The sequence below is a fragment of the Nocardia elegans NBRC 108235 genome, from assembly GCF_001612845.1.
GTDB classification, from domain to species: Bacteria; Actinomycetota; Actinomycetes; order Mycobacteriales; family Mycobacteriaceae; genus Nocardia; species Nocardia nova.
Genome location: NZ_BDBF01000044.1, coordinates 1 through 24,268, shown reverse-complemented (window position 1 = coordinate 24,268; position 24,268 = coordinate 1). Strand labels below are relative to the sequence as shown.

The following is a 24,268-nucleotide window of genomic DNA, read 5'->3' as shown; positions in this document are numbered from 1 at the left end:
CGACCTCAGCACGATCGTGGCAATCGGGCACGACATGCCGATCGGGTCGTCGCCCTCGATACTGCGAACAACTCATGGCCCCCTCGTTTCGCCACCCCTCGCGGGCGCCGCCAAGCTTACGGCAGGCTACCCGGCCGGCGCAGCGCGAACCGGGCCGGCGAATGTTCCGGAACCTCCGGGAGACGGTCCGAAAACCTTGCAGTTCAGCAGGTTTCGCCGACAGTTCGCAGGGCGTCGATTCCGGTGTCCAGGGCGGCCTCCAGGAAACCGATGTCACCGGTCGCCAGCAGGATGCCGACACCACCCTGGATTCCGGCCAGCAGCGCGGCGGCGGCGCGGCCCGCGTCGAGTCGCACCGCGATCTCGCCCTGGCTCTGCATGCCGCGGATGCCGCGCTCGATGTCGCCGTGCCATCGGCGCAGCAGGGCGGCGCTCACCTGCTGGGCGCCGGGAGTGGTGCGGCCCAGCTCCGACATCAGCACCGACAGCGGACAGAACCGGCCCTGCTCCCGGTACCGTTCGACCACCACGTCGCGCCAGCGCTGCCACGCCGCCCAGGAGTCCAGCGCGCCGAGATAGGGCTGCTGATCGGCGAGCACCGCATCGGCCTCGTGCTGCGCGACCGCCAGCAGCAATTCCTCTTTGCCGTCGGGAAAGTAGTGGAAGAGCTGACTTTTCGATGTACGGGTGCGGGCCCGGATGTCATCGAGGGTGGCGACGGTGACTCCGCGGTCACGGATTTCCGCGGCGGCGCCCTCGATGATGCGTTGCCGGGTGGCCGCCCCCTTGGCCGTCAATGGACTCACGAGTCCATTCTATGTGTCCTCGAGTGCCAGCATGGCGACGAGCAGTTGATACCACGTGGACGCCGGCGGCTCGTGCCCGATGCCGGGCAGGGGAAGCAGATCGGCGTCCGGAATCTCCCGGGCCATGGCCTGTCCGTTGCCGTACGAAAAGAACGGGTCGTCGGTGCCGTGGACGACGAGGGTCGGCACGGTGAGCTCGCCCAGCCGCTCCCGCCAGCGCTCGCCCGCATCGACGATGGCCGGGTTGAGCATGCTGGAGCCCATATCGGTGGTGCGTTCGACCGTGGGCCGCGCCTGCCGTCGCGCTTGCTGTTCGTCGAAACCGTATGCGCCCGAGAGCATCCGGGCTTGTTCGACGCGGTAGTCGATCACCGCGGCCCGGTCGGACCAGTCCGGAGGCGGTGTCGCGGCGAAGAAGCCCATGATCCGGTCGGAATGGTCGGGCAGATCGGGGTCCGCGGGTCCGGGAGACGTCGGCCTGGTGTTGATCAACGTCAGGGCCCACACCCGGTCGTGGTGATCGAGCGCGGCGAGCTGACAGATCCATCCGGCCATCGAGAACCCCACCAGATGGGCGCGCTGGAGTTCGAAAAAGTCCATCAGCCCGAGCAGGTCGGAAGCCAAATCACGCAGGGGATCGCCGGGAGAGCCGGTCGGGTAGGCGGTCGACCGGCCGGTGTCACGGATGTCGTAGCGCAGGACGTACCGGCCGGCGGCGGCCAGCCGGTCGCAGAACTCGTCCTGCCAATCGAGGAGACTCATTCCGCGGCCGAAACTCATCGGTCCGGGAGCCGGTTCACCAACGGCGGCGCCGCCCTAGGCCGCGCGGAGCTGCGGTAGACCCCATTCGGAGGCGAGCAGTTCGTGCGAGCGCAGCCGGTCCTCGTGCCGGTAGGTGACACTGGTGACGACGAGTTCGTCGGCGCCGGTCAGCTGCTGCAGCGCCGAGAGTCGTTCGGCCACCACATTCGGTGCGCCGACGAACTGGGTGGTGACGCGATCGTGCACCAGGCGCTGCTGCTGTTCGGTCAGCGGGGGAGCGGTATCGGGATCGAGGTATTCGGCTGCGCCGGCGCCGCTGCGGATGCTGTAGACCCAATGTCCGTAGGTCGAGGCCAGATGGGTGGCGGTCGCGTCGTCGTCGGCGACCACCACGTCCGCCGACACCACCAGATACGGCCGGTCGAGAACCGCCGAGGGCCGGAAGGCGGCGCGATACGCCTCCACCGTCTCCACGATCGTGCCGGGGGAGACGTGGTAGTTGGCCGCGAACGGCAGTCCGAGCCGGCCCGCGAGCTGGGCGCTCTCACCGCCGGAACTACCGAACAGCCACAGCTGAACCTCCGCGCCCTCGCCCGGAACGGCGTGCAGGGCAACACCTTCGGAGCTGCGGTAGTTCCCGGAGAGCAGATCGCGGATCTCGCGGACCTGACGGCCGTAGTCCAGCGGCTGGGTCCCGGGCAGTTGCAGCGCCTCGAAACTCGCCGCCAGCCGGGTCGTGTCCAGTAGCCGCCCGGGGCTGAACGGCGGCGGGATCACCACACCGTCGCGCACCCGGGTTGGCCGGTCGGGCGCGGGCACCGGTTTCACCCCCGCCGAGCGCACCTCGGCGATTCGATGCGCCGAGCGCCCGAGCCCCAGATCCAGCCGTCCCGGATACAGCGCGTCGATGGTGCCGAACGCCTCGACCACCGCCGCGGAGGTGTATTGACCGGCCTGCACGGCGGCCGAGCCGACACGAATGCTGTCGGTGGCGGCCGCGATCAATGCGATGAGGGTGGTCGGGGCCGAGGAGGCCACCGCGACGAAATGATGTTCGGCTACCCAGAATCGGCGATACCCCCACGCCTCGGCGTGACGGGCCAGATCGATGGTGTTGCGCAGCGCCTGCCGCGGTGTGGATCCGGCGCTGACGGGGGAGAGATCCAGAATCGACAACGGCACGGTCATGACGCTCGCACTCCTTCGCTGCCGCGATGCGGATGGCGCAGACCCAGATGTTCGCGCAGGGTCACACCGGTGTATTCGGTTCGGAAACTGCCCAGCTCCTGAAGTTCGGGAACGACCTTGTCGACGAATTCGTCGAGACCGGCGGGCGTGAGATGCGGGACCAGCACGAATCCGTCGGCGGCGTCGGACTGCACGTACCGATCGATCTCCGCGGCGACCTGAACGGGCGTGCCGACGAACTGCTGGCGCGCGGTCACCTCGATGACCAGTTCGCGAATGCTCAGCTTCTCCGCGGCGGCCTTGGCGCGCCAGTCCTCGGCGATCGCGCGCGGATCCTTGGCGTGCCGGACGCGTCCGCGGGTGATGTTCGCGTTGTCGACCGGATCGATCTCGGGCAACGGACCGTCGGGATCGTAGCCGGAAAGGCCGCGGCCCCAGACCTGTTCGAGGAAGGCGATCGCCGTCTGCGGCCCCACCTGCTGCAGCCGAATCTCCCGGGCCCGCTCCTGCGCGTCGGCATCGCTGTCACCGAGCACGAAAGTGGCGGCGGGAAGGATCTTCAGATCGTCGCGGCGGCGGCCGTACTTCGCGAGCCGGGTTTTGATGTCGGTGTAGAACCGGCGCCCGTCCTCGAGTTCGCCGTGGCGGCTGAAGATCGCATCGGCCTTCGCAGCGGCGAATTCCCGGCCCTCCTCGGAATCACCGGCCTGGATCTGCACCGGATATCCCTGCGGGCTCGCCGGTAACCCGTAGACGCCTTCGATGTCGAATTGCGTTCCGCGATAGGCGAATCGGGGCGCCGGGCCGCCGAACACCCCGCGTTCGCGGTCGACGACCGGCGCCCCGCCGGCGCGACTGTCCCAGATCGCGCGGGTCGCGTCGACCACCTCCGCCGCGCGCACGTAACGCTGCGAGTGGTCCAGATAGCCGCCGCGGCGGAAATTCTCGCCGGTGAACGCGTCGGAGGAGGTGACCGCGTTCCAGGCGGCCCGTCCGCCCGAGAGGTGATCCAGGCTGCCGAATTGCCGTGCGAGTTCGTAGGGTTCGTTGAACGTGGTGTTGATCGTGCCGGCCAGGCCGAGGCGGGTCGTGACCCCGGCGAGCGCGTTGAGCACGGTGAAGGTGTCGGGACGACCGACCACGTCGAGGTCGAAGATGCGGCCGCGGTGTTCGCGCAGCCGCAGCCCCTCGGCGAGGAAGAAGAAGTCGAACAGGCCGCGCTCGGCGGTGCGCGCCAGGTGGACGAAGGAGTCGAACTCGATCTGGCTGCCCGATTCCGGCACGCTCCACACCGTGGTGTTGTTCACCCCCGGAAAGTGAGCGGCCAGGTGAATCTGCTTGCGTACCTGTTGTTTCGGCATCCTCATCCTCGGGCGAGTGCGTAGCGGTTGGCGGGACGCGTCAGGCCGATGCGGCCGCGCAGGCTGCGCGCCGGCCGGACGAGCGCGGCGCTGAACGCGGGCACCGCCAGTGGCCGCAACACCAGACCGTCGGCGGCGCACTCGCGCCGAGTCCGGTCGAGCAGTACGCGCAATCCGTCGGCGGTGCCGAGGTGGCGCACGGTCGCGGCCGGGGCCGCGGGTCCCCAGGCGTCGAGCTGGTCGAGCTCGGCGCGGGCCCGGTCCTCCGTCGCGGCGAGATGCACCTCGACGTCGAGCAGGATCCGCACCTCGTCGGGCGTCCGGCCGGCCGCGGCGACCGCGGAGCGCAGCCGGGTGCGCAGGGCGGCGGCCTCGTCGAGGTCGGCGGCGCTGATCCGGATCAGATCGGCACGGTTGACCGCGAGGCGGGTGCTCGCCGCCGACGCGGCGCGCACCGCGATCGGCGGCTGACCCTGCGGCGGCCGGGGTGTGATCGAGGGGCCCTTGACGGAAAAGTTCTCGCCCTCGAAGTCGATGTAGTGCAGCCGGTCACGGTCGACGAACCGGCCGGTCGCGAGATCGCGGATCTCGGCGTCGTCCTCCCAGCTGTCCCACAGCCGGGTCACCACCTCGATCGCCTCGTCGGCCTCCCGCCACAGCGAGGTGTCGTCCTGCGGTCGCTTGCGGCCGAACAGTGTCGTCTGCTCGGCCTCGGCGGAGACGGCGACCTCCCATCCCGACCGGCCGTAGGTGGCGTAGTCGAGGGCGGCGATCGCCTTGGAGACGTGGAACGGTTCGGTGTGGGTGACCGTCGCCTGCGGGATCAGGCCGATCGTCCGGGTCGCGGCGGCGGCACGGGCCGCGAGCGCGATCGCGTCGAACGGCCCGTAACCGCCGGCGCCCACACCGAAAGAGTCCGGGAGGAAGACGAAGTCGAATCCGGCCCGGTCGGCGGCGGTGATCGCGTCGATCCAGTAGCCGGGTGTGAACAGCTCTTCGGCGCGGGAGTCGGCCCGCCGCCACGACGCGGGGTGGGTACCCGTGCCGGACAATTCCACCCCGAGCAGGGGCGGCAACGACGACATGCGAAGGCGTCCTTTCGATCGACACGAGACAACACCGCCGCATCGCGGTAGGAGGGAAGCGGGGATGTCCCGCGATCGCCGGATGGGCAGAAGCTCAAACTAGGAGAAATCGCCTGCGGCGTCAGCACTCTCGATCGCGCTGAATTCTATTCTTGCGGCGGCGGCATCGGCGCCGACTCGAAGCGGCTTTCCTGCGGGGGCCACCGTTCCTGCCGGCAACGGTGCTGGTGTTCATCCTGGCGATCGCGGCCGGACTGTTCGCCGGCTCCTACACCTATATCCTCGCCAATCCCACACCGCACCGGATCCCGGTCGCCGTCGTCGACGCGGGGACCGCGGTGCCGGCGCCCGACCAGCGCTTCCTCGACACCATGGAGCGGGAACTGAACGGCTCGCTGCATCCGCTGCACGACGACACCCCGGAGGCGGCGCGCGAGGCCGTCGAATCGCAGCGGGTGTTCGCCATCCTGGACGTGCGCACCGCCGCGCGGATCCCGGTCGATGTGTCGGGTGCGTCCGGTTCGTCGGTGGCCCAGGTGGTCACCACCGCGGCCGCCGAGGCGAGCCGCCGGACCGGGATACCGATCGTGGTGACCGATATCAACCCGCTCCAGCCGGGCGATCCGCGCGGATCGGCGATCTTCTACATCACGCTGGCGGCGGTGATCATCGGCTTCGTCGGCGCCATCCAGCTCAGCGTGCACGCCGGGGCGTTGACCGCGGTGCAGCGGATCGGGTTCACCGTCGCCTACGCCTTGCTGGGCGGGTTCGCGATCGCGGCCCTGGTTGACTGGTGGCTGGGTGCGCTGACACTGCCGTTCGTGCAGTCGTGGGGAATTCTGGCGTTCACGATGTTCACCTCGGGCATGATCTTCTCGATGTTCAGCGTGCTGTTCGGGCGCTGGTCGCCTCGGCGGTGTTCTGGGTGTGGCGGGAGCGGCAGACCGATGCGAACGACCCCGACGAGCCGCCCGACCACGACGAATAGTTCCTTTTCAGGCGGACCGTTCGATCGCCGGCCGGACGAACCCGCCCGGCACCGCGGCCAGCAACTCGCGCGTGTACTCGTGCCTCGGATCGTCGAACAGCGTTGCGGTGGACGCTGTTTCGACGATCCTGCCCTGCCGCATCACCGCGACGCGGTCGCTGATGCGACGCACCACGGCCAGATCGTGGGAGATGAACAAGTAGCTCAGCTCCAGCTCGGATTGCAATCGCTCCAGCAACGCCAGAATCTGTGCCTGTACCCCGACATCGAGCGCCGACACCGGTTCGTCCAGCACCAGCACATTCGGCCGCAGTGCCAGCGCCCGCGCGATCGCGACGCGCTGCCGCTGCCCGCCCGACAGCCGCTCCGGGCGCCGGTCGGCGACCTCGCCGGGCAGGGCGACCTGCTCGAGCAGTTCGGCGACCCGGGCGCGGCGCTCGCGGCGATCGCCGATCCCGAAGGCCTGCAACGGTTCTCCCACGATCTTCGCGACGCTCAGGGTGGGATTCAGCGACGTGTACGGGTTCTGATACACCACCTGGACGCGCCGGCGAAATTCCCGCAGCGCGGCGCCGCGCAGACCGGCGACATCGCGCCCGTCGAAGCGGATGCTGCCCGCATCGGGTGTGGACAGCCGCGCGAGGATGCGAGCGGTGGTGGTCTTGCCGGAGCCGGATTCGCCGACCAGGGCGAGTGTTTCGCCGCGATCGAGATCCAGTGAGACGTCGTCGACCGCATCCGTGCGCATGCCCCGCGCGATCCGGAAACTCTTGCGCAGACCGGTCGCCACCAGCAAGGGTCGTTCGGCACGTGGGCGCGCTCGGCGCACCGGTGACTCCGCGCTCGGCGCGGCGGCGAGCAGTTCGGCGGTGTATTCGTGCTGCGGATCGGTGAGAACGGCTGCGGTTGTTCCGGTTTCGACGATCCGGCCGTGCCGCATGACCACGATCCGATCGGCGCGGTCGGCGGCCACCGCCAGGTCGTGGGTGATGAGCAGTACCGCCGTGCCGAGCTGCGCGGCGCGGTCGGCGAGGTGATCGAGGATGCGGCGCTGCACGGTGACGTCCAGGGCGCTGGTCGGTTCGTCGGCGATCACCAATTCCGGTTCGCAGGCCAGCGCGATCGCGATCAGTACCCGCTGGCGCTGCCCTCCGGACAGATCCTGCGGATACTGCCTGGCCCGCACCTCCGGCCGGTCCAGGCCCGCCTCGGTGAGCAACCGCACCGCCTCCAGCCGTGCCGTGCGGCGATCGGCCCGCCGATGGATGCGCAACACCTCGGCCACCTGATCGCCGATGCGCTGCACCGGATTCAGCGATGTCCCGGGATCCTGCGGGACGAGTCCGATGCGGGCACCCCGCAGGCCGCGCAGGATGCGGTCGGACGCGGTGTCGAGCCGGTGACCGTCGAAAACGATTCCGCCGCCGGAGACTTGCGCGGAATCGGGCAACAGGCCGATGACCGCATGGGCGAGTGTGGATTTGCCCGAACCGGATTCGCCGACCAGCGCGACGGTCTCTCCGCGAGCGATCTCCAGCGTCGCACCGGACACCGCGTCCACCGACGCGCTGCCATAGCGGACGTGCAGGTCATCAACCCGCAACAATGTATCGCCGCTCATCGGTCCTCCTGTATTTTGCGGGACACCCGCACCCGGTCGGACCGATCAGAAGCTGCGCGAGTATGTCTCATCGGTCGTCCTTGCTTCCGATCGAGCGGCCGATGCGTTGGGCGGCGAGCACCACCGCGACGATCACCAGACCGGGCAGGGTGGTCATCCACCAGGCGAGCACGAGGTAGTTGCGGCCCTCCGAGATCAGCGAACCCCATTCCGGGGTGGGTGGCGCGGCGCCGTAGCCGAGGAAGCTGAGCGACGAGATCGCCAGTACCGCAACACCGAATTCGACCGCGGCCAGGGCGGCGACCGGCGCGTAGGCCGTCCGCAGAATGTGACGCAGCAGCACGGTGTGCCAGCGCACTCCGGACGCGAACGCCGCCTCCACGTAGGGCGCGCGGCGCACTCGCAGCACTTCCGCGCGCATCACCCGCGCGAACCGGGCGATCAGCGCCACTCCCACCGCGATGGCCACGTTCCGGGTGCCCAGCCCGAGCACCGTGATGAGTACCAGCGCCGACAGCAGTTCGGGAATCGCCAGCAGCACATCGACTCCGCGCATGACGACGGCATCGACGGTGCCGCCGAGGGTGCCGGAGACGAGACCGATCGCCGACCCGACCACCAACCCCAGCAGCACGGCACAGACGGTCGCCGACAGCGTCAGCGCCGCCCCGTGCGCCACTCTGGTGTACAGATCGCGGCCGAGATTGTCGGTACCGAACCAGTGCTGCAGGCTCGGGCCGCGGAATTTCTCCTCCGGCACGCCCGCGCGTGGATCGTCGCCGGCGAGAAGCGAGGGCGCGACCGCCCAGCCGACAACCACGATCAGCACGAGGATCGACACCGCCGGTCCTGCGGTGGCACGCAGCCGCTTCGGCACCAACGCGTGCCGCAGTTCCGCCGTCCGGACGGACGGGGGGTCGGCGATGAGCAGTGTGTCAGACATGAGCACGCACCTTCTCGCGAGCGACGGCGACGCGGGGATCGAGCACCGGATAGATCAGATCCACCGCCAGGTTCACCACCACGAATGCCAGGGCGGCGATCAACACGATGCCCTGCACCACCGGAATGTCTTGATGCAGTACCGCGTTCTGGGTGAGCCGGCCCAGTCCGCCGCGGGAGAACACGGTTTCGACCACCACGGAACCTGCCAGTACCGTGCCGACCCACAGTCCGGCGACGGTGAGCGCCGGCCCGGCCGCGGCGCGCAGTACGTGCCGCCACTGCACCCACAGCCGCGAGGCGCCCTTGGCGAAGGCCACCTCGACGAACGGCTGCCGCCAGGTGGTGGCGAGACCGCTGTAGAGCACCTGCGCGATGACGGCGCCGACCGGCACGGACAGGGTGATCGCGGGCAGGATCGTGCCGCTGAAACCCGTCCCGCCGAATGCGGGCACGAGGCGAAGCCGGAACGAGAACAGTTGCAGCAGAAGCAATCCCACCCAGAACGTAGGCATCGCCGCGCCGATCGGCGGTAGCGCGGTGAGCAGATTCCGCAACCACGGCCGCCGAGTGTAGGACGCGGCCACGGCCAGCGCGGCGCCGAAGACGATCGCCAGCAGCAGCGCGAGACCGGCCAGCGCGAGAGTCGAGGGAATCGACTGTGCCAGGGCGCCGGTGACGGTTTGCCCGGTGTTCAGCGAGCGCCCGAGATCGCCCCGGACGGCATGGGTGAGCGCGGTCCAATATTGTTCCGGCACGGAGCGATCCAGGCCGTATTTGGCCCGCAGTTCCGCGATGGCGGCGGGATCGGGAGGCACGCCCGGATCCGCGTCGATGGCCATCTGCACCGGATCCGACGGCAGCAGGAACAGTACGGCGAAGGAGATGGTGAACGCCGCCCAGAGCACGCCGATCGCCTGCAGCACCCGCACGATCACATACCGGGTCATCGGATTCATCGCTTGCTCAACCAGGTGTCGTAGAACTGCAGACGGGCCGAGGCCTCGAACTTCAGATCGTGCACCGCACCCGACACGCCGATCGCCTGCGACAATTCGATGGTCGGCAACCACAGTCCGTTCTCGATCACCGATCGCTGTGCCTGCCCGATGATCCCCGCCCGCGCCGCCGGGTCGGTGGTCGAGAGCTGGTCGGCGAGCGCCTGGTCCAGCGCCGGAATCGGTCCGCGCTGGTTGAGGTTTCGCTGTCCGCGGCCGAAGGTGGTGCGCAGGATGTCGCCGTCGGCGCGGGTGGTGTTGAAGTAGGTGGCGTCGAAGTCACCGGAGTTCTGCCGCGCGGTGTACTCGGCGACGGGCGTCAACTCCAGCCGGATGTCCACCCCGACCTTGCGTAGTTGCTGCTGCACCAGTTCCAAGGTCGCCTGATTCGCGGCGAACTGCGCACCGAACAGCACACCGAACGACAGTCGCCGCCCGTCCTTGACGCGGATTCCGTCGCCGCCGGGCACCCACCCGGCCTGGTCCAGGAGGCGGCGCGCCTGCTCGGGGTCGAAGGCTATCGACTTTGAAAGATCTACGTACCCAGGCGTTTTCGAGGCCAGCGGGCCGGTGGCGGGCAGGAACTGCGGTCCGAGCACCGTATCCACCAGCTGTTTGCGGTCGATGGCGTGCAACAGGGCCTGGCGCACGGCGGAATCCGACAGCGGCGCACGACTCACATTCGGCTGCAGTCCGAAGGGAACGCCCGGATTCGAGTCGAACTGCACCTTGGCGCCGGCGGCCTCGAGTTGCGGGACATCCTGTGGCAGTGCGTCACTGACGGCGTCGAGCTGATTCGACGACAGGCTGCCGGTCCGCACTCCTGCCTCGGGGACGACCGTGAATTCGACGCGATCCAGATACGCCTCGCCGGAATGGGCGAACACCGCCGAACCCCACCGGTATCCGGGGCGCTTGACCAGTGTGGCGGAGGCGTCCTGGCGATAGCCGGCATAGACGAACGGACCGCTGCCGATGTTGTCGCCGAGGCAGCGCTGTTCGGCTGGTTTCGCGGTGGTCGCGTCGGCGAGGATGCCCAGCTGCGGGGTCGAGGAGGCCTGCAGGAATTGCGCGTTGGGCGCGTCGAATCGCACCTCGGCGGTGAATGGATCGATCGCCGTGGTGCCCGCGTAGCCGGACAGATAGCTCGCGCCCAGCGGCGCTTTCGCCGCGGTGAGCGTGTGCACGACGGCGTCGAAGTTCTTCTGCACCGACGTGGCGGTCAGCGGTGTGCCGTCGCTGAACGTGACGTCGGGCCGCAGATGGAAGGTGAAGGTCTTCGCGTCCGGGCTCACCTGCCAGGAGGTGGCCAGCCACGGCTTGATTTCACCGCTCGCGGGATCCTGGTCGGTGAGCGAATCCACGATCTGGCGTGCCACGTAGAGGGTTTGGTTGGTGCCGGCCTGGGCCGGATCCGAGCAGGTCGGCGCCTGCGACAGGCCGTAGCGCAGGGTTCCGCCCGACTGCGGCGGACCGGCGTCGCCGCCACCATCGGTGGTGTTCGCGCAGGCGGCGATCGCCAGCGTCGCGGTGAGTGCGAGCGCCGGCGAGAGAATTCGTTTCATTCGGTGACTCCGGGTGGATCGATGCGGTAGGTGCCGGGTGGACGGCTGGAAGTGGTCGGCCGGTCCCGGCGGTAGCACCCACACCCAGTCGGCGGGTTGCTGCGACTTCGTGGAGCCGGGTCTTTCGATCGCTCTGGATGGGCGAAACGTCACGCTAGGGGAATTCCGATGCGGGGTCAGCACTCTGGATCGCGATGAATCCAATCCTTGTCGCGACGACGGCCCGGCGGTCTGATTACCGGTGTCGCACGGACCCGGCGAGCCCACGCACCGCCACCTCCGGATCCCACACGCCCGGCCGCCCCAGGGTCAGCGGGTAGCAGGCCAGGCCGAGGACCATCGCACTGAAATGCCCTATGTCGGTGAAGGTTCGGTTCGCGAAGACCGGAATCGCGTAGAACACCACCACGCCGAGCAGATACACGTACCGCCACGGCTTCGCGATCCGATACACCAGCACGGCGATCACACCCGCCAAGGCGTAGCTCACGCCGTAATCGAGGGTGTTCACCGCGGATTCGGGTGCGTAACCGTGATGAATAGCCCAATACAGCACTCCCTCGCTGAGATAGGTCGCGCCGACGTGCGCGATCACCACCACCGCCAGCCAGCGCAGCGTTCCCAGCCAGCGTTCGGCCTGGGCGTGGAAGAGGGTGTAACTGACCGCGTAGCCCAACCAGCCGCCGCCCGCGAGCCAGAAGGCGCTGGAGATCAGCACGTGCACCGGATCCTCGCGCAGATGATGCAGATTGGTCGAGCGGTTGCCCAGCAGGATCTCGGCCTGATCGGGAGACAGGTGCCGGACCACGAGTGTGGACACCAGCAGGATGGTCAGCCAGATGTAGGTGCCGGGCGCGTGCCGGATGTAGTCGCCGACCGCACCCGCGGCGGTCGGCCACCGGAAGCGCTCTCGCCTGGGCATCGGTCACCTTCCTCGACGAATCGCGAAGATCGCTCCACTATGAGCCCGCACTGACCGCGCGCAATCACCCGTAACGGGTGAGCCCGCATCATCCGTCGCCGAATGCCACGAATGCGGCAAAACGCCTGGTCCGGCCATGCCCGGCGCGCGCGGGGCGGCGACGACACGTACTCTGCTGCTGCGGTGCGACACCGGATTGATGGTGTGGACTGGAGGGTGCTGTGTCCCGGGTGGGCGCTGTGCATGCGAGGGTGCGAGACAGAGGCGGTGAGGACGTGCGCAGGCGTCGATCTCTACTGGTGGTGGCGGCGGTGCTGACGGCGATCGTCGTGCTCGTCGGCGGATGTGGCGGCTCGAATGGCGGCACGTCGTCGGCGCCGGTGTCCAAGGGGCCCGATATCACCGCGCCCGCGACGATCGATGTGCCCACGGCCGACCACGGACCGCTCAATCCGGCGACGCCCCTCGTGGTGAACTCCGCCGACGGCATGCTGACCAAGGTCACCGTCACCGATGGGGACGGTAAAGCGGTCGCCGGCGATTTCGGTGCCGACCATCGCAGCTGGACCTCGAAGGATCCGCTGAGCTACGGGACCTCCTACCGCGTCGACGCCCAAGCGGTGAACCTCGCCCAGGTCGCGACGAACAAGACATTCACCGTGGCCACGATCGACGCCGGTCACAAGGCGTACGCGAATGTGGTGCCCGCGCCCGATCTGGTCGCCCAGACCGGGATCGGGGTCGGGCAGCCGATGGTGTTCCAGTTCACCGCGCCGGTGGCGAACAAGGCCGAGGTGCAGAAGCATCTGAAGGTCACCGTCACGCCGCCGCAGCCGGGCGCCTGGTACTGGGTCGACGACAAGGATGTGCACTACCGCGCCGCGCAGTACTGGCAGCCGGGCACCAAGATCCATATAGAAGCCGACGTCTTCGGTCTCGACCTCGGCGACGGGGTGTTCGGCGCCGAGAACAACAGCGCCGACTACACGGTCCACGACTCCTGGATCGCGCAGGCCGACGGCAACACCGAACAGCTGACGATCCTGCACAACGGCGCGCAGGTGAACCAGATGCCGATGAGTCTCGGCTCGCCCGGATTCCCGTCGCACGAAGGGCCGCATGTCATTTCGGAGAAATCGCCGTCGATCATCATGGACTCCTGCAGTTACGGGGTCTGCGCCGGCCAGCCCGGGTACTACCGCGAGAAGGTGGACCTGGACGAACGGATCTCCAACGACGGCGAATTCGTCCATTCGGCGCCCTGGTCGGTGGGGCAGCAGGGGGCCAGCAACGTGTCGCACGGCTGCGTGAACCTCTCACCCGACAACGCCCAGTGGTTCTTCGACCACTTCGGCGTCGGCGACGTCGTGGAGATCACGAACTCGGGCGGGCAGCCGCTGCCCGTATGGGACACCTACGGCGACTGGGAGGTCCCGTGGACCACGTGGCAGGCCGGTAACGCGAGCAGCTGATCCGCCCCACCCTGCGGCTACCATCGGAGCATGTCGGCGAATATCCTGCGACTCGCTCCGGTCCTGGCCGTGCTGACGGCGGGAGTCGCCTGCTCCTCCGGAAACAATTCCACCCCAACGGATTCCGCACCCGCCACTCCCGTCGGCCACACCTACGTCTCCACCGGCGTCCAAGGCCCGCGAATCCCCGGCGACGGCCCGCTCCGCCTGACCTTCACCGAGGGTCACCTCAGCGCCACCGCCGGCTGCAACACCCTCATGGGCTCCGCCGACCTGACCGGGAACACCCTGCACACCGGCCCTCTCGCCGCAACCCGCATGGCGTGCGTAGGCGACCGCGCCGGAGCCGACGAATGGGCGACCTCACTCCTGCAAGCAAGCCCGACATGGAGTCTCGACGGCGCGACATTGACGTTGAAAACCGCCGGCCGCACCGTGACTCTGCACGAGTCGGAACCCGCCGGCTAAGCTCCACGATCCGATCAGCACATCGTGGATTCCGGTTCCCGCCCAGCCGGTCCAGCAGTCCTCCGAACCTCCCGCAGCCGTACGCGAGCACCATTCGCGCTTCCCGACTTGCAGGTATGACCGCCGCACGCTCTGCGCCATCACGCTCGGCCGACGGAGCCGCCAACGGCCACAAGCGATTTCGAGTCGCAGACAGTGGATGGCGCTCACCGGTATAGGACAGGCATCACCGGATTGAATTAGGCAGGTGAATACCTGCATAATTCAGCTATGCTCGACACCACCGCGCTGGGCGACGCCTACCGCGCGCTTCTGGAAGCCGCTGACACCGTGGCCGATTCACAGACGATCGCCCCCGCACCAGGCGAATGGAATGCCGACCAGATCCTGGGGCACGTCTGCCTGATCACCGCCGCCACCATCGCTGCCGCGTCGGCCGTCGCCGCGGGCCGGCACACCACCTACGACAACCGCACTGCGCTCGACATCTGGACCATCGACCGTGTCGTAGAGCTTGCCGGCGGCAGCACCGGCCTGCGGGACCGCCTGCGCCGGCAAGCCGAGGTCCTCTGCAGCCTCTCCGGCCCGGCCCTGAGCGACACCGAACTCGACACCCCGGTCCCGACTCGTCTGCTCTCCAACGACACCGTGCTGGTCGATCAGCCACTACCTCTGCGGGATCTGATCATCGGCCTGACCGAGGTGGAGCTACCGGGCCACACCAAGCAACTGCAGGCCTTGCTGCACGGTCGGCCCACCGAAGCCCCGGTCTGACCACGTTCGAGGCGCCTGGCCGGTGCCACAATCGTGCGATGACAAATGCCAGAACCGCCCGCTACCAAGTAATCTCGGCATTCCTGGCGTCTTGCAGCCATCTCCAGCTCGCCGAGTTGGTAGGCACCGGTCGAGTCGTCAACGTGGGTGTGGGTGGTGGCGCGGCGCTGGTCGACGTCGACGGCGTGCCGGTCTTCACCAAGCGGATCCCGCTGACCGACCGGGAGGTCGCCAACTCTGGTTCCACGGCGAACCTGTTCAACCTGCCGATGTTCTGCCAATATGGTATCGGCGGCCCGAGTGTCAACGCCTGGCGCGAGCTGGCGGCGAACATTATCGTCACGGATGCCGTTCTGGCCGGCGAGACACAGTCCTTCCCGATCCTCTACCACTGGCGGGTGCTCCCCGGCCGGTCGCCGGTCACAGCCGAACACGCCGACATCGACACCGTGGTCACCGCCCAGGGTGGCAGCCGAGCCGTGCGGGCCCGTCTCGAAGCGCTAGCCGCCGCTCAGTGCAGCCTTGTGCTGTTCTGCGAGTACATCCCCCATCCGTTGGCGGACTGGCTGGGGGAGGGCCCGGTTGACAGGGCCGTCGCACTCGAGCGGCAGCTTTCGGAGATCGTGACGTTTCTGCGGGATCGGGAGTTGCTGCACATGGACGGGCATTTCGGCAACATTCGCACCGATATGGAACGGATCTATCTCAGCGACTTCGGGCTGGCCATATCGCCACGATTCAACCTGTCGGCCGCTGAGCACGGCTTCACGAGAAAACACGTCGCACATGACGCCGGCTACGCCGCCATGCGACTGGTCAACTGGATGGTGACCGAAGTCTGCGGTGTACCGACACCCTCCAGCGGCGGTCCGGTCGCCCGCAACGAGTACGTACTCGAGTGTGCCGCCGGGCGCATACCGGATGACGTGCCACCGGTGATCGCTCCGGTCTTGACCCGGCACGCACCCGTTGCCGCGAAGATGAACGCCTTCTACTGGAAGCTGTTCGGCGGCGACCTCCACGCGGAGTACCCCGATATCCGAGGGCGATGGGCCGATGCGCGCGGCCGGTAGTCGGCGGCCGGGAACCTGCGGGTAGGGAGGCGGCGTGCGAGCATGATCGTTATGGCGATTGCTACGGGATCTGTTGCTCACGTCCGTCTCACGGTGTGCGATATCGGCCGTTCGCGGGCCTTCTACGAGCAGGTATTCGGCTGGCCTGTGGCGCTGGAGGTTCCGGCCGATGCGGATGAGGAGACGCGTGAGCGTCTCGGTTTTCTCTTCGGCGGGGTGATCTACAAGATGGAACACGGTTTGATCGGGCTGCGGCCGGTTGGTTCCGACCGTTTCGACGAGAATCGTGTCGGTCTCGACCATCTTGCTTTCACTGTCGCGTCGCTCGCCGAATTGGAAGCCGCCGCAGCGCATCTGGACGCGTGCGGGATAGCGCATGAGGACATCAAGGACATCGGTGTCAGTTACATACTGGAGTTTCGGGATCCGGACAATATCGCGCTGGAGCTGGTCGCGCCCAAGTAGTCGTCGGGTGAGGAGACTGCGGCGTCGGTAGGGCGATATCCGGGCTCGGTGTTGCCGCCGAGCCCGGACGCTCGGCTCCCATCGATCCGGCGTCGCACCCAGCCGCGGGTCCGTGTTCTCGACCTACCGGCGCAGGTTGCGGTCGAACAGGGCCAGGAGTTCGCGGTAGTGGCGTTCGGCGGCTTCGGCGTCGTAGGCGGAGGTGTCGGCCTGGGTGAACCCGTGGTGGGCACCTTCGTAGACCTCGGTGCGGTGGCGGACACCGGCGTCGGCGAGTGCTTTGTCGAAGGCACTGATGTGTTCGGGGGTCATGTGGTCGTCCTCGCCGGCGTGGGCGAAATACAGTTCGCCCGTGATGTTTCCGGCGTTGCGGTGCGGACTGTCGGCGGCGTCGGTGACGAGCGGTCCGCCGTGGAATCCGGCCACCGCCGCGATCCGGTCGGGGAACATGCCGGCGGTCAGTACCGCCAGGCGGGCGCCCATGCAATAGCCGGTGACGCCGGCCTTGCCCGCGGCGACCTTCGGCGACGCCGCGAGCCAGTCGAGGTAGGCGGCGGCATCGGAGCGCCAGACCTCCGCTGTGAGGTCGCGGATCATCGGGAAGACCTGCTGGAAGATCTCGGGTCGCCGCGCCGGGTCGATGTAGTCCGGCAACTCGATCACCGGTACGCGCCCGTGACGGTAGTAGGCGTTGGGAAGCAGGACGGTATAGCCGTGGGCGGCGATCCGGTCGGCCAGCGCCCGCAGGCTGGGCCGTAGCCCGAAACCGTCCTGGACCACCAGCACTCCCGGATGGGCGGCGCCGTCGGCAGGGGAGGTGAGGTAGGCGTCGGCGACACCGTCGGGTGTCTGCACGTCTACCGAGATGCCGTGTGTTTCGGTCATTATCGAATCCTTCTGTCGTCGTTGAGGTTTGTGATCAACACGACGAAGGCGGAGCCCGCGCGATACCGCAGCAGTCGATATGCGAGCCCGTATCGGCTCGCAGGGCGCTCAGCAGAGCACCGGGTAACCCATCCGTGTGTGGCGTGAAGCCGTCCCGGTAGTCATCGCCTCACACCGTAGCTCACCGCGCCGCGCCACCGTCAAATCCTCGACGCCCGGGAAACGGCAGATCCCGGTAGGCGGAATACCGGTCCGCCCGGGACCCGGCGGTTGGTAGGACGAGACTCGCGATTCTCGGTACGGCACGACTGATAGGGACTTCGATGCGGGATCTGTTCGACACCACCGACATGACAGGACTGGCCGCGGCGCTCGAGGCCGGCGACGTGTCGGCCGAGGAGGTGCTCGAATTCAGCCTGAGCCGGCTCGCGGAGCGCAATCCCGCGATCAACGCGGTGGTGAGCGAGCGCGGTGACGAAGCGCGTCGTGAGGTGGCCGCGGGGCTACCCGATGGGCCACTGCGCGGGATCCCCTTCGTGATCAAGGATCTGCACATGGACGTCGCGGGGCTGCCCACGACCAACGGTTCCCGACTGTTCGCCGACGCTGTCGCCGCCGCGGATTCCGAACTGGTGCAACGGTATCGGCGCGCCGGCATGGTAATCATCGGCAAGACGAATTCACCGGAATTCGGGTTGAACGCGAGCACCGAACCGCTGCTGTTCGGGCCGACGCGCAATCCGCACCGCCTCGATCACTCCGCTGGGGGCTCCTCGGGCGGCTCGGCGGCGGCGGTGGCCGCCGGAATCGTGCCCGCGGGTCAGGCCAGTGACGGCGGCGGTTCGATCCGCATCCCGGCATCGTCGTGTGGGCTGGTGGGTCTCAAACCCAGCCGCGGCCGGGTGCCCGCCTATCCGGCACGGAATCTGCTGGCCGCGCCGATGAGCGTCAACCACGCCGTCACCCGCAGCGTGCGCGATACGGCGATGTTGCTCGATATCGGCGCCGGTGCCGTCCCCGGCGATCCGTACGTCATCGCCGCGCCGTCGATGCGCTACGTCGACGCCATGCGCATCGATCCGGGGCACCTGCGCATCGGGATCGCGACGACGCTGCCTTCGGGCGCCGCCATACATCCCGATTGTGTTGCGGCGACGCGAGATATCGCCGGCGTCCTTACCGATCTCGGCCACGACGTGGTGGACGAGGCGCCCGACTTTCCCTTCGAGGAAATCATGAGCGGTTTGCAGTATCTGATGGCGGTGCCGGTCGCGGTGGATGTGAAGGCGCGGCTGGCAGCGCTCGGCCGCGATGTGCGCGACGACGACCTCGAACCGATGACCCGGATGATGTACGACGCCGCGAACCAGGACAGTGCGGGCGATTACGTCCGCGCACTGCGCGACCTCGAGACTGCGGCCACCACGCTGGGCGGCTATTTCGCGGACCACGACCTGCTGCTCACGCCGACGCTGGGGACGGTCGTCGCGCCGCTCGGCCTGCTCGACACCACGGACCCGGCGTCGTTGTGGGAGCACGCGATGTCGTTCAGCGGCATGACGAGCCCGTTCAATGTGACCGGGCAGCCGGCGATCTCGCTCCCGCTGGGCACCGACAGTGCCGGAATGCCGGTCGGCATTCAACTGGTCGCCGCCTTCGGCCGCGAAGATCTGCTGCTGCAGGTCGCGGCACAACTCGAGCAGGCACGCCCGTGGCGCACGGCTCCCGTCCGGCCGCCCGTCGGCTGACCGCTGGACGCCCCGAACGGCCGTTTCGCTCAGTGGGAGTGAAGGATTGGCAACCCACGGGACCGCCGGTATCGTGCGCACATGCCGGACATGTCTGTCTTTCGTGAGATCGCGGCGCGCGTGAACAACTGGGGACGCTGGGGCGCCGACGACGAAATCGGCACCCTGAACTTCGTCACCGACGAGGTGGTCCGGGCCGCCGCCGCGACCGTGCGCACGGGACGGCGAGTCGGGCTGGCACTGCCGCTGCACCAGCGTGGCGTGCAGACCGGACTCGTGCCGGGACGAGTGAATCCGCTGCACACCATGGTTGCCCTGAACTGGGAGATGTTCGGGCCCGGCGCGATTGCGACCAGCGACGATTCGATCACCATGGGGTTGCAGGCGGGCACGCACTGGGACGGCCTCGGACATGTCTCCTATGCCGGGCGTCTCTACAACGGCCGCCCCGCTGAATCGATCACCGCTCACCGTGGTGCCCGATTCAGCGGTATCGAGAAGGTGCCGCATCTGGTGTCGCGCGGGGTGCTGCTCGACGTCGCCCGCGCCCGCGGAGTCGACCGGCTGGCCGGCGATCACGCCGTCTCGCCGGAGGATCTCGACGCCGCCGCGGCGATGGCGCAGGTGCGGGTGCGGGCCGGGGATGTGGTGCTGGTGCGCACCGGGCATATACGGCTCTATCTGGCGGGCGACCGCGAGGGCTACGGGACGCCGTCACCGGGGTTGTCGGTGCGCTGCCCGGAATGGTTCCATGCCCGCGACGTCGCCGCCGTCGCCACCGACACCCTCACCTTCGAGATCTGCCCGCCCGAAGCCGACGGCCCATGGCTGGCGGTGCATGCCCTGCACCTGGTCGAGATGGGCATGCTGCAGGGCCAGAACTGGAACCTCGAGGACCTCTCCCGGGTGTGTGCAGAGGAAGGCCGCTACGACTTCCTGCTGTCGGCGATGCCGGAACCGTTCGTCGGTGCCACCGGCAGTCCGGTCGCCCCGGTCGCGATCTTCTGACCGCTGCGCAGCGCGCCGGGGCGCGGTGGCTACGGTTGAGGATGCGACATCGGTGGCGGCAGGTGAGTGAGGTGATCATGACGAACCGCGCTGCGGAGTCGATCGTTCCGGGCAGTTTCGCGACCACGCCGGAGTCGTACACGGACCACGCGATCAGCGACATCGTTCGCATCTGGGCGCAGCGGATTCCGCACCGGGCCGCATTCGTCACTACCGGTGGGTCGACCAGTTGGAGCGAATACGACCGGTCGGCGGACGCGATCTGTGCGGCGTTGCGTTCTACTTCCGGCGGTCCCCGTTCGCGGGTCGCGCTGCTCCTCCCCGATACCGCGGCCGTCCACGCGGCGCTGTGCGGGTGCTACCGCGCGGGACGCATCGCCGCGGCCGTCGGGGTGCGATCCGGCGTGCGCGAGATCGGGCACGTGATGCGCCGGACCGAGGCGTCGACGCTGGTCACCGTGCCCGAGATCCGAGGCCGATCCTGGCAGGCGCTGGTCCGGGAACTCGAGGCCGAGGGTGTGATGCCGGGCGACGTTCTCGTCGTCGACGAGCAGTCCGGCGCCGTCGCGCGCCACCGTTCCGGCACGGCGCCCACGACCGAAACGTATTCCGCCACAGCGACTTTCACACCATCGCAGGTGACCATCCTCAACTCGACGTCGGGGACGACCGGGACACCGAAGATCGTCGCGCACACCGAGCGCCGATGGACGGCCTTCGCGCGCGAGGCGATGCTGGGTGCCCGGATCGGATCGCGGGACATCGTTTGCTCGGTGGTCCCGGCGCCGTACGGATTCGGCCTGTGGTCGGCGCACTTCCTGCCCGCCCTGCTGGGCATACCGGTCGTCGTCGGCGCGCGCTTCGACGCCGAGGAGACCGCGATGCTCATCGAGCGCGAGCGAGTCACCGTATTGTGCTGTGTCAGTACGCAATTCAAGATGCTGTTGCGTTCCGGGACGCTGGAACGCCACGACCTGTCCAGCCTGCGGGTGCTGTACACCGGCGGTGAGCCCGTTCCCTATCGCGATGCCCGCGCGTTCGAGGAACGGACCGGCGCGAAGGTCCTGCAGTTCTACGGCTCCAACGAGAGCGGCGCGGTGAGCCGGACCACCCTCGACGACGACATCGACACCAGACTGCGCACCTGCGGCCGGACTCTCGCCGCGATGAACGTGCGCGTGCTCGACGATGCCGGCGCCGACGTGGCCGGTGCGGTCCGCCGCGGCCGGCCGGCGGTGCGCGGCCCACTGGTGTCGGCCGGATACTGGGACGACCCGGCCGCCGACGCCGAGCTCTACACACCCGACGGGTGGACACTGCTCGGCGATATCGTCGAGATCGACGAGACCGACCGGGTGCGGGTGGTCGGGCGGACATCGGATTTCGTCATCCGGGGCGGCAAGAACGTCTCGATCCCCGAAATCGAGGAGCTGGTGCGCGAGCACGAGTCGGTCACCGACGTCGCTGTCGTCGGTGTTCCCGACGACGTCTACGGCGAACGCGTCTGCGCCGTGGTCGTGCTCGCCGACGGCGCGACCCTGGACGCGTCCGGTCTGTCGACCCGGCTGGCATCGCGCGGGGTGACCAAGGAATACACGCCCGAATATGTCGTGGTGGTGGACCGGCTCGACCTCGGCCCGGGCGGCAAGACCGACCGCGCGGCCGCGCGCGACACCGCGATGCGCATGCTGGGGCTGCGGTGATCGCACTCGAACTTCCCGATCTGCCCGTCCGGGCAGTTCTCGATCATCTCGTCGCGACGTTGGCCGACCGCGAGACCGCGGTCCTGGTCGCGCCACCGGGCACCGGAAAGACGACGTTGGTGCCGTTGGCGCTGGCGGCGAACAACTCCGGCCGGGTGCTCGTAGCCGAGCCGCGGCGGCTGGCGGCACGGGCCGCGGCCGCGCGGATGGCTACGCTGCTCGGCGAGCAAGTGGGCGAAACCGTCGGCTACTCGGTCCGCGGGGATCGACGGGTCGGGCGGCGGACCCGCATCGAGGTCGTGACCGCCGGCTTGCTGGTGCGCCGCCTGCAGGACGATCCGGAGCTGGCGGGGGTCGACGTGCTCGTCCTCGACGAATGTCACGAGCGCCATCTGGACGCGGATCTGCTGCTGGCGCTGCTGCTGGACGCCCGGGCCGGATTGCGGCCGGACCTGCGGGTACTCGCCACCTCGGCCACCGTTGCCGCCGAACGCCTTTCGGCGCTGCTGGGCGCGGACGACGCGGCGCCGGTGGTGCGGGTCGAGGCGCAGACCTTTCCCGTGGCCACAACCCACGTCCCGCCCTTGCCCCGGGAGCGAATCGACGCACAGGTCGCACGCGCTACCCGCACCGCACTGGCCGAAATCGACGGCGACGTGCTGGTCTTCCTTCCCGGTGCGGCCGAAATCCGAAGAGTCGCCGCCCTTCTGGACGGCCACGACGGCGTGGATATCGTTCCGCTGCACGGCAGATTATCCGCGGCGAGCCAGGACACGGCCTTGCGTCCCGGACCTCGGCGGCGCGTGGTGCTCGCCACGGCGGTGGCGGAGTCGAGCCTGACGGTGCCGGGCGTGCGTGCCGTGGTGGATTCAGGCCTTGCCCGCGTGCCACGCATCGATCGGGCACGGGGGCTGTCCGGGCTCGCCACGGTCCGCGTCTCGGCGGCCGTCGCCGACCAGCGTGCCGGGCGGGCCGGGCGCGAGGCGCCGGGCCGGGTGTGGCGATGCTGGCCGGAGCACGAGCACGCCACCCTGCCCGCCTATCCCGAGCCGGAGATCCGCACCGCCGACCTGACCCGGCTCGCACTGGAACTGGCCTGCTGGGGCACGGCGGACGGTCACGGTCTCGGCTGGTGGGATCCGCCGCCCGCCGGTGGGCTGACCGCCGGCCGGAATGTGCTGCACGCCTTGGGTGCCGTGGACTCCGGCGGTGCGGTGACCGACCGCGGGCGGCGCATGGCCCGCATCGGGCTGCATCCGCGGCTGGCGCGCGCGTTACTCGACGGAGCGGCCGAGGTGGGGGCGCGACCGGCCGCGGAAGTCGTCGCCGTCCTCGACGACGACAGCCTCATCTCGGGTGTCGATCTCACCGCGGGCCTGCGCCGGCTCCGGCGTGAGCAGCCGGTGCGCTGGCGGCGCGAGGCCGAGCGGCTGGCCCGAACGGTCGACGGGCCGGACGGGGCCGATGATCCCGCTTATATTGTGGCGCTGGCATATCCGGAACGGTTGGCGCGCCGACGCGCCCCCGGCTCCGCGAGCTATCTCATGGCCGGTGGAACCGCGGTCACGCTTGCGCCCGGCTCGGGAACCGGCGATCCGGAATGGCTGGCGGTCGGTGTCGCCACCCGCGACCCCGGGCGTTCCGAGGGTTACATCCGGCTGGCCGCGGTCGCGGACAAGCGCCTGGCCCGCCGCGCAGCCTCGGAACTGCTGACGACCACCGACGAGGTCGAGTGGGTCGACGGCGATGTGGTGGCGCGGCGTGTCGAACGACTGGGTGCGATCACCTTGTCGGAGAAGCCCATTCGCGATCCGGATCCGGGTTTGCTCGGCGCCGCCGTGCGCCGCGGGCTGGCGTCGTCGGGGCTCGGCCTGCTGACCTGGTCCGCCGAGGCGACCGCCCTGCGTCAGCGCCTCGACTTCCTGCACCGAACCCTGGGCGACCCGTGGCCTGCGGTCGACGACGAGGCGCTGCTCGCCGCCGCCGATACCTGGCTCGGCCCCGAACTCGCCGCCGCACGCCGCCGCGCCGATCTCGAACGCATCGATACCGCACAAGCCTTGCGCCGCTTGCTGCCCTGGCCGGATGCTGCGCGCATCGATGAACTAGCACCGGAACGGGTGCAGGTTCCATCCGGCAGCCGCGCCCGCATCGACTATTCCGCCGATCCGCCGGTGCTCGCGATCAAGGTGCAGGAGATCTTCGGCTGGACCGACGCACCGCGCCTCGCGGACGGCCGCGTCCCGATCGTGCTGCATCTGCTCTCACCCGCTCAGCGCCCCGTCGCGGTCACCGCGGATCTCGCCTCGTTCTGGCGCACCGGCTGGCCCCGCGTTCGCGCGGACCTGCGCGGCCGCTATCCCAAACACGCCTGGCCGGAAGACCCCACCACGGTGCCCGCCCACCGCGGCACGGCCCGCAACGCCGGCCGCGG

22 protein-coding genes are annotated in these 24,268 nt (G+C 68.9%); 9 read left to right on the top strand and 13 right to left on the bottom strand.

The features are described 5' to 3' along the window. Positions 1-203: 203 nt before the first annotated feature. From NE2_RS26745 to NE2_RS26690, 12 genes are all read right to left on the bottom strand, one after another. Entirely contained in the window at positions 204-806 is a 603-nt protein-coding gene (locus NE2_RS26745) for a TetR/AcrR family transcriptional regulator (RefSeq protein WP_063030526.1), read from the bottom strand. 9 nt (positions 807-815) lie between these two features. Continuing rightward, positions 816-1,568 carry an alpha/beta fold hydrolase gene (locus NE2_RS26740; RefSeq protein WP_063030524.1) on the bottom strand — a complete coding sequence of 251 codons (753 nt, stop codon included), beginning with the start codon at positions 1,566-1,568 and terminating at the stop codon, positions 816-818. Positions 1,569-1,622: 54 nt separating this feature from the next. Beyond that, positions 1,623-2,756, bottom strand: a complete 1,134-nt coding sequence (locus tag NE2_RS26735) for an LLM class flavin-dependent oxidoreductase (RefSeq protein ID WP_063030522.1) — start codon at positions 2,754-2,756, stop codon at positions 1,623-1,625. Further along, positions 2,753-4,117 carry an NtaA/DmoA family FMN-dependent monooxygenase gene (locus NE2_RS26730; RefSeq protein WP_063030520.1) on the bottom strand — a complete coding sequence of 455 codons (1,365 nt, stop codon included), beginning with the start codon at positions 4,115-4,117 and terminating at the stop codon, positions 2,753-2,755. Before NE2_RS26730 ends, NE2_RS26735 begins: the two co-directional genes overlap by 4 nt. A 2-nt stretch (positions 4,118-4,119) precedes the next feature. Beyond that, the gene (locus NE2_RS26725; RefSeq protein ID WP_106958391.1) at positions 4,120-5,202 is read right to left on the bottom strand and encodes a beta family protein; all 1,083 of its coding nucleotides are present in this window, start codon (positions 5,200-5,202) and stop codon (positions 4,120-4,122) included. 146 nt (positions 5,203-5,348) lie between these two features. Beyond that, positions 5,349-5,906: a hypothetical protein gene (locus tag NE2_RS26720; RefSeq protein WP_063030518.1), complete on the bottom strand. Its 558-nt coding sequence runs from the start codon at positions 5,904-5,906 to the stop codon at positions 5,349-5,351. 44 nt (positions 5,907-5,950) lie between these two features. Beyond that, positions 5,951-6,181, bottom strand: a complete 231-nt coding sequence (locus NE2_RS26715) for a hypothetical protein (RefSeq protein ID WP_063030515.1) — start codon at positions 6,179-6,181, stop codon at positions 5,951-5,953. 16 nt (positions 6,182-6,197) lie between these two features. Continuing rightward, entirely contained in the window at positions 6,198-7,811 is a 1,614-nt protein-coding gene (locus NE2_RS26710; RefSeq protein ID WP_063030513.1) for a dipeptide ABC transporter ATP-binding protein, read from the bottom strand. Between the two features lie 67 nt (positions 7,812-7,878). Beyond that, positions 7,879-8,754: an ABC transporter permease gene (locus NE2_RS26705; protein ID WP_084494356.1), complete on the bottom strand. Its 876-nt coding sequence runs from the start codon at positions 8,752-8,754 to the stop codon at positions 7,879-7,881. Continuing rightward, positions 8,747-9,703 carry an ABC transporter permease gene (locus NE2_RS26700; protein ID WP_063030597.1) on the bottom strand — a complete coding sequence of 319 codons (957 nt, stop codon included), beginning with the start codon at positions 9,701-9,703 and terminating at the stop codon, positions 8,747-8,749. The genes NE2_RS26705 and NE2_RS26700 overlap by 8 nt, the downstream gene beginning before the upstream one ends. A gap of 5 nt (positions 9,704-9,708) precedes the next feature. Beyond that, a complete protein-coding gene (locus NE2_RS26695; RefSeq protein WP_063030511.1) occupies positions 9,709-11,316 on the bottom strand; it encodes an ABC transporter substrate-binding protein in 1,608 nt (535 codons plus the stop codon). A gap of 235 nt (positions 11,317-11,551) precedes the next feature. Next, a complete protein-coding gene (locus NE2_RS26690; RefSeq protein WP_063030509.1) occupies positions 11,552-12,238 on the bottom strand; it encodes a rhomboid-like protein in 687 nt (228 codons plus the stop codon). Positions 12,239-12,513: 275 nt separating this feature from the next. On the opposite strand from NE2_RS26690, the gene NE2_RS26685 reads away from it, so the two are divergent. The 5 genes from NE2_RS26685 to NE2_RS26665 all read left to right on the top strand — a co-directional run bounded on the left by NE2_RS26685 (position 12,514) and on the right by NE2_RS26665 (position 16,490). After that, positions 12,514-13,710, top strand: a complete 1,197-nt coding sequence (locus NE2_RS26685) for a L,D-transpeptidase (protein WP_063030508.1) — start codon at positions 12,514-12,516, stop codon at positions 13,708-13,710. A 30-nt stretch (positions 13,711-13,740) separates the two neighbouring features. Further along, positions 13,741-14,178 carry an META domain-containing protein gene (locus NE2_RS26680; protein WP_063030506.1) on the top strand — a complete coding sequence of 146 codons (438 nt, stop codon included), beginning with the start codon at positions 13,741-13,743 and terminating at the stop codon, positions 14,176-14,178. Positions 14,179-14,448: 270 nt separating this feature from the next. After that, positions 14,449-14,952 (top strand): hypothetical protein, encoded by a 504-nt coding sequence (locus NE2_RS26675; protein ID WP_063030504.1) that lies wholly within the window; start codon positions 14,449-14,451, stop codon positions 14,950-14,952. Between the two features lie 38 nt (positions 14,953-14,990). Further along, on the top strand, positions 14,991-16,025 hold the full coding sequence (locus NE2_RS26670) for a BUD32 family EKC/KEOPS complex subunit (protein WP_063030502.1): 1,035 nt from the start codon (positions 14,991-14,993) through the stop codon (positions 16,023-16,025). Positions 16,026-16,076: 51 nt separating this feature from the next. Then, positions 16,077-16,490 carry a VOC family protein gene (locus tag NE2_RS26665; protein WP_030514336.1) on the top strand — a complete coding sequence of 138 codons (414 nt, stop codon included), beginning with the start codon at positions 16,077-16,079 and terminating at the stop codon, positions 16,488-16,490. A 123-nt stretch (positions 16,491-16,613) separates the two neighbouring features. On the opposite strand, the gene NE2_RS26660 is transcribed toward NE2_RS26665, so the two are convergent. Continuing rightward, positions 16,614-17,375 carry a dienelactone hydrolase family protein gene (locus tag NE2_RS26660; RefSeq protein ID WP_063030500.1) on the bottom strand — a complete coding sequence of 254 codons (762 nt, stop codon included), beginning with the start codon at positions 17,373-17,375 and terminating at the stop codon, positions 16,614-16,616. 323 nt (positions 17,376-17,698) lie between these two features. Here NE2_RS26660 and NE2_RS26655 point away from each other — a divergent pair, with 323 nt between their 5' ends. The 4 genes from NE2_RS26655 to hrpB form a co-directional block, all read left to right on the top strand. Then, entirely contained in the window at positions 17,699-19,123 is a 1,425-nt protein-coding gene (locus tag NE2_RS26655) for an amidase (RefSeq protein WP_063030498.1), read from the top strand. 81 nt (positions 19,124-19,204) lie between these two features. Next, complete coding sequence (locus NE2_RS26650; RefSeq protein ID WP_063030496.1) at positions 19,205-20,131, top strand: cyclase family protein; 927 nt, start codon at positions 19,205-19,207, stop codon at positions 20,129-20,131. Positions 20,132-20,208: 77 nt separating this feature from the next. Further along, positions 20,209-21,834 carry a class I adenylate-forming enzyme family protein gene (locus NE2_RS26645; protein ID WP_063030593.1) on the top strand — a complete coding sequence of 542 codons (1,626 nt, stop codon included), beginning with the start codon at positions 20,209-20,211 and terminating at the stop codon, positions 21,832-21,834. Then, positions 21,831-24,268: ATP-dependent helicase HrpB (gene hrpB / locus NE2_RS26640; RefSeq protein WP_063909495.1), on the top strand; the 2,438-nt coding region annotated here is incomplete at its 3' end. The genes NE2_RS26645 and hrpB, both read left to right, overlap by 4 nt.

Excerpts from the sequence above, each read along its gene's own strand:
- NE2_RS26740 (WP_063030524.1), bottom strand. The coding sequence starts at position 1,568 with ATGAGTCTCCTCGATTGGCAGGACGAGTTCTGCGACCGGCTGGCCGCC.
- NE2_RS26735 (WP_063030522.1), bottom strand. The coding sequence starts at position 2,756 with ATGACCGTGCCGTTGTCGATTCTGGATCTCTCCCCCGTCAGCGCCGGA.
- NE2_RS26730 (WP_063030520.1), bottom strand. The coding sequence starts at position 4,117 with ATGCCGAAACAACAGGTACGCAAGCAGATTCACCTGGCCGCTCACTTT.
- NE2_RS26725 (WP_106958391.1), bottom strand. The coding sequence starts at position 5,202 with ATGTCGTCGTTGCCGCCCCTGCTCGGGGTGGAATTGTCCGGCACGGGT.
- NE2_RS26710 (WP_063030513.1), bottom strand. The coding sequence starts at position 7,811 with ATGAGCGGCGATACATTGTTGCGGGTTGATGACCTGCACGTCCGCTAT.
- NE2_RS26705 (WP_084494356.1), bottom strand. The coding sequence starts at position 8,754 with ATGTCTGACACACTGCTCATCGCCGACCCCCCGTCCGTCCGGACGGCG.
- NE2_RS26700 (WP_063030597.1), bottom strand. The coding sequence starts at position 9,703 with ATGACCCGGTATGTGATCGTGCGGGTGCTGCAGGCGATCGGCGTGCTC.
- NE2_RS26695 (WP_063030511.1), bottom strand. The coding sequence starts at position 11,316 with ATGAAACGAATTCTCTCGCCGGCGCTCGCACTCACCGCGACGCTGGCG.
- NE2_RS26690 (WP_063030509.1), bottom strand. The coding sequence starts at position 12,238 with ATGCCCAGGCGAGAGCGCTTCCGGTGGCCGACCGCCGCGGGTGCGGTC.
- NE2_RS26680 (WP_063030506.1), top strand. The coding sequence starts at position 13,741 with ATGTCGGCGAATATCCTGCGACTCGCTCCGGTCCTGGCCGTGCTGACG.
- NE2_RS26675 (WP_063030504.1), top strand. The coding sequence starts at position 14,449 with ATGCTCGACACCACCGCGCTGGGCGACGCCTACCGCGCGCTTCTGGAA.
- NE2_RS26670 (WP_063030502.1), top strand. The coding sequence starts at position 14,991 with ATGACAAATGCCAGAACCGCCCGCTACCAAGTAATCTCGGCATTCCTG.
- NE2_RS26665 (WP_030514336.1), top strand. The coding sequence starts at position 16,077 with ATGGCGATTGCTACGGGATCTGTTGCTCACGTCCGTCTCACGGTGTGC.
- NE2_RS26660 (WP_063030500.1), bottom strand. The coding sequence starts at position 17,375 with ATGACCGAAACACACGGCATCTCGGTAGACGTGCAGACACCCGACGGT.
- NE2_RS26655 (WP_063030498.1), top strand. The coding sequence starts at position 17,699 with ATGCGGGATCTGTTCGACACCACCGACATGACAGGACTGGCCGCGGCG.
- NE2_RS26650 (WP_063030496.1), top strand. The coding sequence starts at position 19,205 with ATGCCGGACATGTCTGTCTTTCGTGAGATCGCGGCGCGCGTGAACAAC.
- NE2_RS26645 (WP_063030593.1), top strand. The coding sequence starts at position 20,209 with ATGACGAACCGCGCTGCGGAGTCGATCGTTCCGGGCAGTTTCGCGACC.